The sequence below is a fragment of the Lentzea californiensis genome (assembly GCF_024648825.1).
GTDB lineage: Bacteria > Actinomycetota > Actinomycetes > Mycobacteriales > Pseudonocardiaceae > Lentzea > Lentzea californiensis.
Window position 1 is genome coordinate 62,573 of sequence record NZ_JANBBE010000013.1, and the last position, 14,006, is coordinate 76,578.

The 14,006-nt window shown below is 69.8% G+C and carries 17 protein-coding genes; 11 read left to right on the forward strand and 6 right to left on the reverse strand.

The window, feature by feature from the left end; genetic code table 11:
- Position 1: 1 nt before the first annotated feature.
- Positions 2-1,033 (forward strand): ABC transporter ATP-binding protein, encoded by a 1,032-nt coding sequence (locus tag LX88_RS35060; RefSeq protein ID WP_258952081.1) that lies wholly within the window; start codon positions 2-4, stop codon positions 1,031-1,033.
- Positions 1,030-2,160, forward strand: coding sequence for a low temperature requirement protein A (locus LX88_RS35065; protein ID WP_258952082.1), 1,131 nt, complete (start codon positions 1,030-1,032; stop codon positions 2,158-2,160). Before LX88_RS35060 ends, LX88_RS35065 begins: the two co-directional genes overlap by 4 nt.
- On the opposite strand, the gene LX88_RS35070 is transcribed toward LX88_RS35065, so the two are convergent.
- The gene (locus LX88_RS35070; RefSeq protein WP_258952083.1) at positions 2,142-3,242 is read right to left on the reverse strand and encodes a hypothetical protein; all 1,101 of its coding nucleotides are present in this window, start codon (positions 3,240-3,242) and stop codon (positions 2,142-2,144) included. The genes LX88_RS35065 and LX88_RS35070 overlap by 19 nt on opposite strands.
- Positions 3,243-3,317: 75 nt before the next feature.
- Between LX88_RS35070 and LX88_RS35075 the strand changes: the two genes are divergently transcribed.
- Complete coding sequence (locus LX88_RS35075) at positions 3,318-3,713, forward strand: VOC family protein (RefSeq protein ID WP_258952084.1); 396 nt, start codon at positions 3,318-3,320, stop codon at positions 3,711-3,713.
- A complete protein-coding gene (locus tag LX88_RS35080; protein ID WP_258952085.1) occupies positions 3,714-4,874 on the forward strand; it encodes an MFS transporter in 1,161 nt (386 codons plus the stop codon).
- 15 nt (positions 4,875-4,889) lie between these two features.
- Here the strand turns inward: LX88_RS35080 and LX88_RS35085 are convergent, their stop codons facing one another.
- Complete coding sequence (locus LX88_RS35085) at positions 4,890-6,197, reverse strand: LVIVD repeat-containing protein (RefSeq protein WP_258952241.1); 1,308 nt, start codon at positions 6,195-6,197, stop codon at positions 4,890-4,892.
- A gap of 266 nt (positions 6,198-6,463) precedes the next feature.
- Here LX88_RS35085 and LX88_RS35090 point away from each other — a divergent pair, with 266 nt between their 5' ends.
- The gene (locus LX88_RS35090; protein ID WP_258952086.1) at positions 6,464-7,066 is read left to right on the forward strand and encodes a DUF305 domain-containing protein; all 603 of its coding nucleotides are present in this window, start codon (positions 6,464-6,466) and stop codon (positions 7,064-7,066) included.
- Here the strand turns inward: LX88_RS35090 and LX88_RS35095 are convergent.
- Together LX88_RS35095 and LX88_RS35100 are read right to left on the reverse strand one after the other, a co-directional pair.
- A complete protein-coding gene (locus tag LX88_RS35095) occupies positions 7,032-7,352 on the reverse strand; it encodes a tetratricopeptide repeat protein (RefSeq protein ID WP_258952087.1) in 321 nt (106 codons plus the stop codon). The genes LX88_RS35090 and LX88_RS35095 overlap by 35 nt on opposite strands.
- Before the next feature lie 18 nt (positions 7,353-7,370).
- On the reverse strand, positions 7,371-7,697 hold the full coding sequence (locus LX88_RS35100) for an antibiotic biosynthesis monooxygenase family protein (protein WP_030477998.1): 327 nt from the start codon (positions 7,695-7,697) through the stop codon (positions 7,371-7,373).
- A gap of 79 nt (positions 7,698-7,776) precedes the next feature.
- On the opposite strand from LX88_RS35100, the gene LX88_RS35105 reads away from it, so the two are divergent.
- On the forward strand, positions 7,777-8,367 hold the full coding sequence (locus LX88_RS35105; protein WP_090066928.1) for a TetR/AcrR family transcriptional regulator: 591 nt from the start codon (positions 7,777-7,779) through the stop codon (positions 8,365-8,367).
- On the opposite strand, the gene LX88_RS35110 is transcribed toward LX88_RS35105, so the two are convergent.
- Together LX88_RS35110 and LX88_RS35115 are read right to left on the reverse strand one after the other, a co-directional pair.
- Positions 8,360-9,184 carry an SDR family NAD(P)-dependent oxidoreductase gene (locus tag LX88_RS35110; protein ID WP_258952088.1) on the reverse strand — a complete coding sequence of 275 codons (825 nt, stop codon included), beginning with the start codon at positions 9,182-9,184 and terminating at the stop codon, positions 8,360-8,362. The genes LX88_RS35105 and LX88_RS35110 overlap by 8 nt on opposite strands.
- 3 nt (positions 9,185-9,187) lie before the next feature.
- Positions 9,188-9,385, reverse strand: a complete 198-nt coding sequence (locus LX88_RS35115; RefSeq protein ID WP_258952089.1) for a hypothetical protein — start codon at positions 9,383-9,385, stop codon at positions 9,188-9,190.
- Between the two features lie 70 nt (positions 9,386-9,455).
- On the opposite strand from LX88_RS35115, the gene LX88_RS35120 reads away from it, so the two are divergent.
- From LX88_RS35120 to LX88_RS35140, 5 genes are all read left to right on the forward strand, one after another.
- Complete coding sequence (locus tag LX88_RS35120; RefSeq protein WP_258952090.1) at positions 9,456-10,364, forward strand: LysR family transcriptional regulator; 909 nt, start codon at positions 9,456-9,458, stop codon at positions 10,362-10,364.
- Between the two features lie 78 nt (positions 10,365-10,442).
- Complete coding sequence (locus LX88_RS35125) at positions 10,443-11,336, forward strand: ABC transporter ATP-binding protein (protein WP_258952091.1); 894 nt, start codon at positions 10,443-10,445, stop codon at positions 11,334-11,336.
- Complete coding sequence (locus LX88_RS35130; protein ID WP_258952092.1) at positions 11,320-12,045, forward strand: ABC transporter permease; 726 nt, start codon at positions 11,320-11,322, stop codon at positions 12,043-12,045. Before LX88_RS35125 ends, LX88_RS35130 begins: the two co-directional genes overlap by 17 nt.
- A gap of 9 nt (positions 12,046-12,054) precedes the next feature.
- Positions 12,055-13,209 carry a sensor histidine kinase gene (locus LX88_RS35135; protein WP_258952093.1) on the forward strand — a complete coding sequence of 385 codons (1,155 nt, stop codon included), beginning with the start codon at positions 12,055-12,057 and terminating at the stop codon, positions 13,207-13,209.
- Positions 13,206-13,829, forward strand: coding sequence for a response regulator (locus LX88_RS35140; protein ID WP_258952094.1), 624 nt, complete (start codon positions 13,206-13,208; stop codon positions 13,827-13,829). Before LX88_RS35135 ends, LX88_RS35140 begins: the two co-directional genes overlap by 4 nt.
- The last annotated feature ends 177 nt before the right edge of the window (positions 13,830-14,006 follow it).

Below are 14,006 nucleotides of genomic sequence, written 5' to 3' on the forward strand. Positions count from 1 at the left end.
CATGGGTCATCTGGAACTCAAAGGACTGCGCAAGTCGTTCGGCGGCAACGTGGCGCTCGACGGCCTCGACCTGGAACTGGCCGAGGGCGAGCTCGTGTCGCTGCTCGGCCCGTCGGGCTGCGGCAAGACGACGGCGCTGCGCATCGTCGCGGGCTTCGAGACGTCCGACTCCGGCACGGTCACCGTGGGCGGCAAGGACATCACGAAGGTGCCGGCCAACAAGCGGGACATGGGCATGGTCTTCCAGGCCTACAGCCTCTTCCCGAACATGACCGCGGCGCAGAACGTCGCGTTCGGCCTGAAGATGCGCAAGGCCGACGCCAAGAAGGCCGGCGAGCTGCTCGAACTGGTCGGTCTCGCCCACCTCGGTGGCCGGTACCCGCACCAGATGTCGGGCGGTCAGCAGCAGCGCATCGCACTGGCGCGCGCTCTCGCGATCCAGCCGCGGGTGCTGCTGCTGGACGAGCCGCTGTCCGCTCTGGACGCCAAGGTCCGCGTGAACCTGCGCGACGAGATCCGCCGCATCCAGACGGAGCTCGGCATGACGACGCTGTTCGTCACGCACGACCAGGAGGAGGCGCTCGCCGTCTCCGACCGGGTCGGCGTGATGTCGCACGGCCGCCTGGAGCAGCTCGACACCCCGTCCGTCGTCTACCGCGAACCGAAGACGGCTTTCGTGGCGCAGTTCGTCGGCGTCACGAACTCGGTCGAGGCCAAGGCCGAGGGCCAGACCGTGGTGGTGAACGGCGTGACCGTGGCGACGACGCACGACCAGCCGTCCGGGAGCGACGTCCGTGTCATCGTGCGGCCGGAGGACATCGGCGTTTCCGCGCACGACGGCGACGCCAATGGCAAGATCGTGGGCGACGTGCTGACCCAGTCGTTCCTCGGGCCGGTCACGCGGATCTCGGTCAGGGTGGGGGAGCAGGTGCTGCGCATCGACCAGCCCTCCAACACCGCCGCCGCGTACCAGCCGGGCACGCGGGTCGCGCTCGACCTCAGCGAATCAAGGATCATGGTGGTACCGGGATGATCAAGAAGCTCCTCGCGCGCGACACGGCGGAGGCCCACCGGGTCGCGACGCCGCTGGAGCTGCTGTTCGACCTGAGCTTCGTGGTGGCGGTCGCCCAGGCCGCCGCCTCGTTGCACCACGCCGTCTCCGAGAACCACGCCGGTGCCGGCCTGCTGGCGTTCTGCATGGCGTTCTTCGCGCTGTGGCTGCCCTGGCTGAACTTCACCTGGTTCTCCAGCGCGTTCGACAACGACGACACGCTGTACCGGATCATCACGATGGTCCAGATCGCCGGTGTCCTCGTGATCGCGGCCGGCATCCCCGCCGTCTTCGAGCACCAGGACTACCGGATCGTCGTCGGCGGCTACGTCGTCATCAGGCTCGCGATGGTCACGCACTGGCTGCGTGCCGCGCGGGACAACCCGGAGCACAAGGCGTGCGCGTACCGGTACGCGGGCGGCATCGCGGCCATGCAGGTGCTGTGGGTGCTGTGGCTCTTCGTGCCGCCGGGCCTCGCGCTCGCGTTCTGGGTGCTCGGCATGATCACCGAACTGCTGATCCCGGCCTGGGCCGAGCGGACGACCGCGACGACCTGGCACCCGCACCACATCGCCGAGCGGCACGGCCTGTTCACGCTGATCGTGCTCGGCGAGTCGATCCTGGCGGCCACGCTCGCGTTCCAGAAGGGCTTCGACAGCGGCGTCAACCTCATCTCGCTCGCCGCCGCCTCGCTCGTCATCGTGTTCTCGGTGTGGTGGATCTACTTCGAGGCGCCTTCCCACCTGCACAGCCTGAAGAAGGCGTTCCTCTGGGGTTACGCGCACCTGTTCGTCCTCGGCTCGATCGCGGCACTGGGCGCCGGTCTCGCGGCTTCGGTCGACTACGACCTGCACATCTCGCACGCGCCGGGCACGACGGTCGCCGCGTTCACGACGGTGCCGCTGGCCGTGTTCTTCCTGTGCGTCTGGTACGTGCAGGACTGTCCCGGCCAGGACGGGCCGCGCAAGTACCTTCTGCCGATCGGGTCGGCGGCGGTGCTGGCGGCGACGTTCGGACCGGCGCCGATCCACGTGACGGCGGGGATCTCGCTGCTCCTGGCGGTCGCGACGCGGCTGGTGCTGCCGGCCGATCAGCGCGTCGAGGTGTAGTCCCGCATCGCCGCGTTGCCGGCCGGCAGGCCGTACTCGGCGACGAGCCGGCCGAAGCTGACGCTGTAGGTCAGCCAGGCGCCGGGAGAGCAGGCGAGCGCGTCGACGAGCCGGCGCTGGCGGTCGTCCAGCGCGGGGTAGGCGGTGCCCCGCGGGAGCGCTCCCGCGGGGAACGCCAGGCGCAGGGCCTCCTTGACGGCGTAGAACGTACTGCCGCCGGGGACGTCGAGGATGCGCCGCAGGAGCGCGTCGAACGTCCGGTCCGCGTGCCGTCGGCCGGTCAGCCGCAGCGCACCGCCCGCGTAGCCGGCGAGGTTGCCGCGCAGGAACGGAACCTCGTCGTTGTCGGGAAGCGCGCGGACGGTGGTGATCAGTTCGTCGACGACGTCCTGGGTCGCCTCTTCTCCGTCGACGGTGGCCAGCGCGACAGCGGCGCCCCACCGGGCGATCGGCCTCGGGTCGTCGAGCGTGATCGTGGGACGGCCGCGAAGCAGCCCCATCGCGACTGACGCGGTCGCCGCCACCACGCCTTCGTCGTCTCCTCCGGTGATGTTCGCCAGTGCCTTCAGGCTTTCCGGTGCGTCCTCGGGGAACCAGGCCAGGGCGTACGCCGCCATGCGGGCGACCGGCGGTTCCCGGGTCAGGAGTTCGCGGAACACCGGAACCCCGGCGCGGACGGCGTCATACGCGCGCAAGCAGGTGCGTGCGTAGCTCTCATGGCCGTGCTCGTCGAGGTCGTCGCCACTTGCCGCCTGTGCCCGGTAGCGGGCGATGGGCAGACCCTCTGGCAGCCACCACTTCCCGTCGAACTCGGTGGCGATCGAGGTGAGCAGGCTCAGCACCTGCGGTTGCTCATGGCACTCGGGCGCGGTCAGCACCTCCAGCACGAACGGGATCGCGCCGGGCGTGGCCTCGTAGATCGTGTTCTGGTGGTAGATGTGCTCGGACAGCGCCCTGAGCGATCGCCGGCGATGCTCCTCGTCGCGGGACACCAGGCCGCGGAGTTGGTCGGGAAGGCCGGCAGCCGGTCCGAAGGCGTGGTCCAGCTCCGCCCAGTCGACCTGATCAAGTCCGTTCAGCACGGACGACATCCTGACAGGCCGTGGAGTTCGGCGGGTTCGCCTCGTTCTGACACCGGTGGTGCGATGATCGTCGCCATGACCGGTGTCCGTGAACTCCGCTTGGTCGTCACCGCTGACGACTACGACGAGGCCCTGCGTTTCTACCGAGACGTGCTGGGGCTTGAGCAACGGGCGGCGTTCACGTCCGACGGCGGCAGGGTCACGATCCTCGAAGCCGGCCGGGCCACGCTGGAGATCACCGATCCGCCGCACGCCGCGTTCATCGACGAGGTCGAGGTCGGCAGGCGCGTCGCGGGGCACGTCCGGGTGGCCTTCGAGGTGGACGACTCCGCCGCGGCCACCCGTGCGCTGGAAGCCGCCGGGGCCGAGGTGATCGCGGAGCCGACTCGCACGCCGTGGAACTCGCTGAACGCCCGCCTCCAGGCGCCGGCCGGGTTGCAGCTGACGTTGTTCCAGGAGCTGGGCGACTAGATGACGATCTCCGCTGCCGGGTACCGCGACCTCGCGAACCGGGACGTGCTGGCGTGCGCCGTGGTGACGGTCGCCGCGAAGCTGCCGATGTCGATGACGCCGCTGATGATGGTGTTCCTCACGAGAGGACTGCCCGGCGGGTACGTGCTGGCCGCATCGCTGGTCGCCGTCTACGTGCTGGGCGAGGTGCTCGGCGCCGCGCTGCTCGGGCTCTTCCTCGACCCGTCGCGGATGCGCGGGCAGCTGTCGGTCGGGCTGCTCGTCGGCGCCGGGGCGTTCACGACGCTGGCGCTGACGCAGAACGTGACGGTGCTGGCGATCGCGGCGTTCGTCGCGGGTGCCGGGCCGTCGACCACGCCCGGCGGGTTGCGGGCGATGCTGCTCGGGCTGGTGCCGGACGCGTTGGTGCCCAAGGCGATGGGCTTCGACGCCATGATCACGCAGGTGGTCTGGGCGGTGGCGCCCGCGCTGGTGACGGTGCTGGCGCTGAGCGTCGACCACCGGGCGCCCGTCGTCGTGTCCGTGTCGCTGGTCGTCGTGGCGGCGTGGCTGGTGTTCATTCTGCCGCGCGGGCACGTGACGTCGCGGTCCGGCACGGCGAAACCCCGTGTGGTGGCGTCGGCCTGGCCGATCTACCTCGTGAGCGCGGCGGCACTGGTGCAGCTGGCGGTCGCGGAACTGGTGCTGCCCGCGTTGCTGGAGCACCGGGGGATCGGGATCGGCTGGATCGGGCCGCTGCTCATGGGCTTCGCGGCGTGCAGCGCGCTCGGCGCGGTGCTGTACGGGCTGCGGCCGTGGCCGGGAACGTTCCGCACCCAGGGTCTGGTGCTGCTCGTCGTCACGGCGACGTGCGTCGGCGCGCTGGCGTTGTTCCCGAACCTGCCGGGCATCGCGGGCGCGTTGCTCGCCGCCGGGCTGTTCCAGTCCGGCGTGCTGGTGACGCGCAGTCTGGCGTTGCGCGAACGGCTTCCCGTCGGCGCGCACGCCGCCGGGTTCTCGATGATGTACGCCGTGACGGGCGCGGGCTACGGCCTCACGGCCGTCGTCGCCGCGTGGGCGATGGACGTCGGCTCACCGGTGTGGGCGGTCTTCGGCGGCGTCGCGGTGACCCTGGTCCTGACAGCAGTCAGCGCGGCTGCCGAACACCGGCAGCCGCGCTGATCTGGGTGGCAGCTACTACCCGCGGTAGAAGTTGCCCTGGGTCTGCACGTTCAGCTCGTCCGTGCGGAACAGCTTCGCCACGAACGTGCGCGGGTCGCGCATGTCGATGACGTCGAAGCCGCGGCCCATCTCCGAGGAGTAGATGTAGCCGTTGTACCAGTAGGTCGACCAGGTGCCGCCGCCCAGGCCGTTCGGCATCGCGCCGCGCTCGAAGAAGCCGATCTCACGAGGCTTGGCCGAGTTCGTGAAGTCCCACACCGAGATGCCGCCCTGGTACCAGGACTGCACCATGATGTCCTTGCCGGGCACCGGGATCAGCGAACCGTTGTGCGCGACGCAGTTCTCCGTGTCGCCCTGCATGCGCGGGATCTTGTAGTAGGACTTGAACACCAGCTTGCGGTTCTTGCCCTTGCCCACGATGTCGTAGATGCCGTTGGCACCCCGCGTCGGGCCGATCTTCTCGTTGCACGTCGCGGCACCACCGCCACCGAGCTCGTCGGTGAAGACGACCTTGGTGCCGCTGTTGTTGAAGGTCGCGGAGTGCCAGAACGCGAAGTTCTTGTCGTCCTGCACGCGGTTGATCTCGACCAGGTTCTCCCGGTCGGAGATGTCCCAGAGGACGCCGTCACCCATGCAGGCGCCGGCCGCGAGGTCCAGCTGCGGGTAGACGGTGATGTCGTGGCAACCCGAGGTGGCCGAGGTGTAGCCGGTCTCGATGGTGCCGGTGCGACCAGCGTTACCGCCGTCCGGGAAGAGGACCGGGGCCTTCAGCAGCGAGGCCGCGGCCGGGTTCTTCACCGGCACCTTGACGATGGAGATCTTGTCGTGCGGCGGCTGGCAGTCCGGGAACGTGGCGTTGGGCGAGTAGGAAGAGACGTAGAGGTACACGTCCTTCTTGTTCTTGCTCGGCACCATCGTGTGGGTGTGCGAACCGCAGGCGGTCTCGACGGCGGCGACGTAGCGCGGGGCGCTCTTGTCACTGATGTCGAAGACCTTGATGCCCTCCCACGACTCCTTGATCGTCGCGGGCTGGGAGACACTGGTGCACGAGTTGTCGCTGCGCGACGAGTCGGTCGACAGGAACAGGAGGTTCCCGTACACCGAGATGTCGTTCTGCGAGCCGGGGCACAGGACCTGGCTCTTGATCGTCGGCTTCTTCGGGTTGCGGATGTCGTAGATGACGAAGCCGTCGTAGTTGCCGACGAACGCGTAGTTGTCCTGGAACGCGATGTCGGTCTGCGTCGAGCTGAGCGGAGCCTGCTTGTCCAGGTGGGCGACCGGGACCATGTTGCGGCTGCGGCTGATCTCGTCGACGCCCGGCATGCCGTTGGCGCCCTCCGCCCGCGACTCGAGCTGAGCCTCGCTCAGTCCCTTGCCGTCCGCCGGCAGGTCTGGCTCGGCGTACGCGGGCGCGGTCACCGTCGACAGCGTCAGCGCGAGCGCCCCCAGAACCGCCAATGGCGCTCTGCGACGCCGGGCCGTTGCGCTTGAAGTCACAGCTGTACCCCCTCGGTACGGGTTTGTGTGGGGGAGTATGACCCTTTCGCCTTGCTAAAGGCCAGCGTCTTTCGGAGGGTATTGTCCGGAGCATGCGTTCTGGGGTCATGGTCATCGTGGCGGCATTCGCCCTGCTGGCAGGCTGTACGTCGGAGCCCGCCGCGGCACCGGTCATCGCGCCGGACACGCCCGGCGGCTCGGCGCCGACCGTGGCGCCCTCGGACGTCACCGGCAGGATCCCGCCGCCGCCGAACGACGCCGACCGCGAGTACGTGGCGATGATGATCGCCCACCACGAGCAGGCCCTCGCCATGACGAGGTTCGCTCCCGACCGTGCGCAGAACGAGACGGTGAAGGGCCTGGCGGACCGCATCCGGTTCAGCCAGGAACCCGAGATCGGCGCCATGAAGCAGTGGCAGCGCACGTTCAACGCCATCGGAACGCACGGTGACCACAGCTCGATGCCGGGCATGGCCACGCAGGACCAGTTGAACGCCCTGGGCGCTGCGCGCGGCAAGGACTTCGACCGGATGTTCCTCGAACTGATGATCAAGCACCACGAGGGTGCGATCAAGATGGCGACCGACGTGCGCGGGGCCGGCACCAACGTCCAGGTCGAGGAGATGGCCGACGACGTGGTGGCCACGCAGGACGACGAGATCAAGCGGATGAAGAAGCTCCTGACAGAGCTGTGAGCTCGGCGCGCACGGCGTCGGCGTCGGGCTGACCGAGGTCCTCGAACGTCCGCATCGCTTCGGTCCACGCCTCACGGGCTTCGCCGGTGTCGCCCAGTGCCAGGTGCACGTCGCCGAGCGACACCATCGTCACCGACAGGCCGTAGCGGTCGCCGCAGGAGCGGTAGGCCTCGACGGACGAGCGGTAGTGGTGGGCCGCGTCCTCCAGCCGGCCGAGTTCGCGCAGGCTGTAGCCGATGCTGTCTCGGCCTCGGCGAACCGGTTGCCGAGTTCGCGGTTCCCCCATGTGGGGCGAGGGCATCTCCTACTCGGTGCGCTGCCGGGGCAGAACCATGTCTTCGGCGTGCGTGAACCGCTCCGGCTCGTTGCCGGTGACCAGGCGCGCGATCGTGCGGTGGCCCTTGTGCGCCTCGCGGAACGCGTCGGAGGCGACCCAGGCGCGGAAGGCCTCTTCGGACTCGAACTCGTTGACCGAGACGTACGGCTGGTCGTCCTGGGTCGGCTTGAGCAGCGTGCTGCGCAGCAGGCCGGGGACTCCGGGCAGGTGGGTGCGCATGTTGCCGCGGAAGTACCGCTCGAACTCCTCGGACATGTCCGCGTTCACGAACATCCGGTTGGTCGCGATGAACATCCTGGCCTCCTGATCCCGACGCTCTGTCGGGAACTATTCCAACTCCCCGTCGGGAAATCAAGCGCGATACGATCCCGATGTGCCGAGGATCAGCGCAGACACCGTGGCGGAACACCGCGCGAACCGGTTGCGTGCCCTGCTGGACGCCGGGCGGGACATAGTGGCGACCGAGGGTGCGGAGGCGCTGACGCTCGCGTCGCTCGCCAGACGCGTCGGGCTGTCGCGGCCGAGCCTCTACGAGTACTTCCGGTCGCGTGAGGAACTGGTCGCCGCGATCGTGTCCGACGCGCTGCCGGAGTGGGCGGACAAGCTGGAGGACGCGGTCAACAGCGCGTCCTCCGTGCCGGCGAAGATCGAGGCGTACCTGCGCACCGAGCTCGCGATCATCACCGACGGCAGCCACGGGGCGGTGGTGGCGTTGTCCGCGCACACGTTGCCGGACTCGTCGCGCGAGCAGATCCGGGCCGAGCACGAACGGTTGCTGGCGCCGCTGGTCGGTGTCTTCAGGACGGCCGGGGTGGAGCGCGCGCCGTTGCGGGCGATGCTGGTGCACGCGATGGTCGAGGCGACGTCGCGGATGATCACACCGGGTCGCACCGAGCACAACGAGGCGGTCATCCGGACGTTGCTCGACCAGGTGGTGCACGGGCTGGACAAGCCCATCAGCTGAACGGCACGACCTCGCCGTGGCGGACGAGTTCGCCGTGGTGCCGCGGGTTCAGCGGGTCGAGTGCCAGGTCCAGCAACGCCGTCGCGGCCTGGGCCGGGGTCGGAGCGGTGCTGACGTCCCACCACAGCGCGGACGTGGGCGTGTTGATCATCCCAGGGCACACCGCGGCGACCAGGATTCCTCTGGCCAGGTCGGTTTCACGGCGTTCACGCGCGAGCACGCGCACGGCGGCGACCTGGCCGATCTTGGACGGGATGTTCGCGAACCCGGGCCACGCCCCGGCTTTCGCCCTGCCGTCCTTCACCTCGTCGCGCCAGCGGGCGATCTGCTCGTCCACCTCGTCCAAAGAGGACGGTTCGGTGAACCGCCTGTGCAGCACCGGTGCCAGCTGGCGGAGGGTGCCGAGCGAACTGGCGACCACGATCAGCCTGCCGTTGTCGTTCAGCAGCGGCGCGAAGGCTCTCAGGAGCCTGGTGGTGCCGAAGTTGTTGACCTCGGTGTAGGTGTCGATGAACGCGGGCGGGTCGTCACCGGGGCCGACGCGCATGACGGCGTTGCCGAAGACGACGTCGACGCCGCCGTGTCGTTCTTCCAGCTGTGCGGCGAGTTTCGCGGCGGCATCCGGATCCGCGACGTCCAGGAGTTCGCCGCGGACCTCGGCGCCGTTGCCGGGAACGCGCCGCACGGCGGCGGCGACCCTTTCGGCGTCCCTGCCGGTGAGGTAGACGGTGTCGGTGGGCCGCAGGCGCTGTGCGAGTCCTTCGGCCAGTGCCAGGCCGAGGCCCTGGGTGGCGCCGGTGACGAGCGCGATCGTCATGTCTCAGGCCTTCGCGAGGAGGGTTTCGGAGTACGTCCAGAGGCGGGCCGCGTTGTCCGGGTCGACGGCGTAGCGGGCGACGCCGTGCAGCGGGCCGTCCCACGCGCGGACGAACGCGTCGACGGAGGCGAGGTCGGTCAGGTCGACGCCTTCGGCGACCTCGGCGGCGGTGCTGCTGAAGCCGAACTGAGTCTTGATCACGCTTTCAAGCTAGGCCGCGCGGAGATATGCGGGTAGCGAGAGATTCTCATCTGGGGTATGCGTAGGCGTCATGGCCCTGACCGATGCGTCGCTGGTGGCGCTGCGCGTGTTCCGCGAAGTCGCCGAGCGCGGCACCTTGACCGCGGCGGCGACCGCGCTGGGTTACACGCAGTCCGCCGTGTCGCGGCAGATCGCGGCCCTCGAACGAGCGGCGGGCACGGAGCTGCTGGAGCGGCGGCACGACGGGGTGCGGCTCACCCCGGCCGGGCGGCTCGTGCTGCGGCGTGCGGCCGTGGTCGTGGACCAGGTCGACGCTGGTGCCCGCGAACTCGCGGGTCTGCCGGAGGACGTGAGCACCATCAGGCTCGGCTGGATCGCGACGGCCGGGGCGTGGATGGTCCCGCGTGCCCTGGCGGCGCTGGGACGCACGCATCCGTCGATCACCGTGGTCACGCGCGAGGGGAGCACGCCGGCGCTGGTGCGTGCGTTGCGGGCGGGCACGTTGGACATCGCGTTGATCTCGTCGGCGCCGCCGTTCCGCGCACCTGACGACGAGACGCCGCCGCTGGCGGTGGACACCCTCGTCGAACGCAGCCTGCGCGTTGCCGTGCCGTCCACGCATCCGGTGGCGCGCAACGACTTCATCGACGTCGCCGACCTGCGGGGCCAGCGGTGGATCTCCGGCCCCGGCGACCCGTGGGTGATGGGGGTCTGGCCAGGGCTGGACGAACGGCCCGTCGTCGCCCACACGGCGCGGGACTGGCTGGCGAAGCTGCAACTGGTCGCGGCGGGCCTTGGCATCACGACGATCGCCGCGTCGCTGGTGGGCGTCGCGCCCGCGGGAGTACGGATCCTGCCGGTGCGGGGCGGGCCCGCCGAGCAGCGCCGCACCGTGCTCGCGCGGCTGCCCGGACCCGTGCCGGAGCCGGTGGCACGCCTGGCCGCCGCGCTGCGGGCCGCCGTTCTGGAGACTGAGTAGCGGCATCAACCGATCGGTTGATCCGGGTCCCGCCCGTTGTTCGATGATCTTCGCTCCCCGTTCGCCGAGGCTGGGGACATGGCGATCATCGAAGTGCGCGACCTCGGGAAGAGGTACGGGCCCCGCGTGGCGGTGGACTCCGTGTCGTTCGAGGTGGCCGAGGGGGAGATCTTCGGGGTTCTGGGGCCGAACGGGGCGGGCAAGACGACGACCGTCGAGTGCGTGTCGGGGCTGCGGACGCCGGACCGGGGGACCGTGTCTGTGCTGGGGCGGCGACCGGCGGACGTCCGCGAGTCGATCGGTGTGCAGCTGCAGGCCTCGGAGTTGCCGGAACGGATGCGGGTCGGCGAGGCGCTGGCGTTGTTCTCGTCGTTCTACCCGTCGCCGGCCGACTGGTCCTCGCGACTGGGGCTGGTGCCGCACCTGAAGGCGGAGTTCGGGCAGCTGTCCGGCGGGTTGAAGCAGCGGTTGTCGATCGCGCTCGCGCTGATCGGGTCGCCGCGCATCGCGGTCCTGGACGAGCTGACGACGGGGCTCGACCCGCAGGCGCGGCGGGACACGTGGTCGGTGATCGAGGAGGTGCGGTCGGCCGGCGTGACGATCCTGCTGGTCACGCACTTCATGGAAGAGGCGGAACGGCTCTGCGACCGGGTCGCGGTGTTCCGCGGCGGCCGGATCGTCGCGCTGGACACGCCCTCCGCGCTGGTGTCGCGTGTGGACGGTGCCACTCGGGTGCGGTTCGTGCCGTCCGTCGCGCTGGACGTGTCATTGCTGGAGGCACTGCCGGAGGTCACCTCGGTGTCGTCGGTGGGGGAGCAGCTCGTGGTCAGCGGGTCGGAGAACCTGCTGCACGCGGTGACCTCCCTGCTGGCACGGCGGCAGGTCGTGGCACGCCAGCTCCGCGTCGACCAGGTCTCGCTGGACGACGCCTACGTCGAACTGACCGGGGGTCGTGATGTTGAAGATCATTGAGATCGAGGCGCGGTTGTTCGTCCGCGACCGGCTGAACTCGTTGTTCGCACTGGTGTTCCCGAGCCTGTTGTTGCTGGTGCTGGGGGCGATCCCGGCGTTGCGGACGCCTGATGAGAACTTCGGTGGGCAGCGGTTCATCGACAGCTACGTGTCGGCGCTCGTCGTGTTCACGCTGGCGTTCATCGGGTTGCAACGCCTGCCCGCGGTCGTGGCGACCTACCGGGAGAAGGGCGTGCTGCGGCGACTGTCCACCACGCCCATGCACCCGGCGCGGTTGCTGGCCGGGCAGATGGTGGTCAACTTCGTTGCGGTGATCTTGTCGGTGCTACTCCTTATCATCGTGGGGTACGTCGTTTTCGGCGTCGACCTGCCTCATCACCCCCTCGGCCTGGCGTGTGCCGTGGTGCTGGGAGGCGCGGGCACGTTCGCGTTGGGTCTGGTGATCGCCGCCCTGGCCCCGAACGCGCGTTCGGCCGGTGGCTGGGCGACGGTGGTGTTCATGCTGCTGATGTTCTTCGGCGGTGTGTACCTGCCGCGGTTCATGCTGCCTTCGGCGATTCAGGCGATCGGTTCGTACACGCCTCCCGGTGTGGAGGCGCTGCAGCAGGCGTGGCTCGGTACCGCGCCGGACTGGAGGCATCTCGCGATCATGGGGCTGGTGAGCCTCGTGGCAGGTACCGTCGCGGCCAAGACCTTCCGCTGGGAGTAACTCGTGGACATGGCCGCGTTGGACAGGTGGGAACGCAGGCTCGTCTCGATCGCCCGCGTGATCCCGTACTTCGTGCTGACCGTGACGACGGTGTTGTACTCGATCTTCACCACGCAGTCGGTGCCGGAGCGCTGGTTCACCTACGGCGTCGTGGCATTCGGTTTCGTGTGGATGTTGTGGTGGTTCACGCTGCATCCCGCGTGGCACGGCAGGCCGGAGCTCATGGCCGTGTTCGTCGGTGGCATGGTCGTGTTCTACGGCGTGCTCGGCCTGCAGGAGCACTGGTTCGGCGCGGTGTCGTACGCGGTCTACGTCCACGCGAGCGAGGTCCTGCGCGGCCGCTGGATGTTCTTCGTGGTGGCGGTGACGGCCGGGCTGGCGACGCTGTCGTTGTTCGGCGGCTACCCGCCCGCCGGCGAGGAGGCGGCGTTCTGGTTGCTGCTGCTCATCTTCGTGGTGGTGGCGTGCACCTTCACCTACGTCGGCCACGTGACGACCGAACAGTCCAGGCTGCGCAAGGAACTCCTCGAGGAGAACGAGGGCCTGCACGCCCAGCTGGTGGTGCAGGCGCACGAGGCGGGTGTGCAGGACGAACGCCACCGCATGGCCGGCGAGATCCACGACACGCTGGCCCAGGGCCTGGCGGGCATCATCACGCAGCTGTCGGCGGCCACGGCCACCGACTGGGAACGCCGCGTGGCGGTGGCCGCGGAACTGGCGCGCGAGAACCTGGCCGAGGCCCGCCGCTCGGTGCACGCCCTGCGCCCACCGGCCCTGGACTCGGCGGCGCTGCACGAGGCCCTGGACGACGTGGCGGCGGGCTGGTCGAAGCACAACGGCGTATCGATCTCGGTCACGCTGACCGGAGCCGTGCGCGAAACGCACCCGGAGGTGGAGGTCGCGTTGCTGCGCACCGCGCAGGAGGCACTGGCGAACGTGGCGAAGCACGCCTCGGCGTCCCGGGTCGGCCTGACCCTGTCGTACATGGAGGACGTGGTGACCCTGGACGTGCGCGACGACGGAGTGGGCTTCGACCTGGCTGTCCCGTCCGACGGCTTCGGCCTGCCCGCGATGCGCCACCGCGTGCACCGCCTGTCCGGCGCGTTGTTCGTGGAGTCCGAACCGGGCGCGGGCACGGCGATCTCGGCGCGGGTGCCCGCGTGATCCGCCTCGTCATCGTCGACGACCACCCGGTCGTCCGCGACGGCCTGCGCGGCATGCTGTCCACCGGTGACTTCGAGGTGGTGGGCGAGGCCGCGTCCGGAGACGAGGCGGTCGCCGTCGTCACGGCGGTGTCGCCGGACGTGGTGCTGATGGACCTGCGCATGCCGGGTTCGGACGGCGTGTCCGCGATCGAGCGGCTGCGCGACCACCCGTGCCGCGTCCTGGTCCTCACCACCTACGACACGGACCGCGACGTGCTGCCGGCCATCAAGGCGGGTGCCACCGGCTACCTGCTGAAGGACACCCCGCGCGACGAACTGCAACGCGCCATCCGCGCCGCGCACGCGGGCGAGGCGGTGCTGTCGCCCGCCGTGGCCACGAGGCTGCTGGGCCAGGTGCGCGAGCCCGCGCTGGAACCGCTGTCCACAAGGGAGCTCGACGTGCTGGCGCTGGTCTCCAAGGGGTCGACGAACCGGGCGGTGGCGGCGGCGTTGTTCATCAGCGAGGCCACGGTGAAGACCCACCTGCTGCACGTCTACGCCAAGCTGGGGGTGTCGGACCGGGCCGCGGCCGTCGCGGTGGCGTACGAGCGCGGGCTGCTGAGGGGAGCCGGGCGGTGACCTGGCCGGTGCAGGCCCTCGACGGAGACCGAAGATCGCAAGGTGAGGACCATGCGGCGGGACCACTTCGGTTGGTCCCGCCGCCTGCGGCAACTCCCCCTTGCCAGTGGCACCCCCCGATGCCACTCCCTCACCCCTCGCGATGAAAGAACTCCCCCCAGTCCCCGAGATACGAGA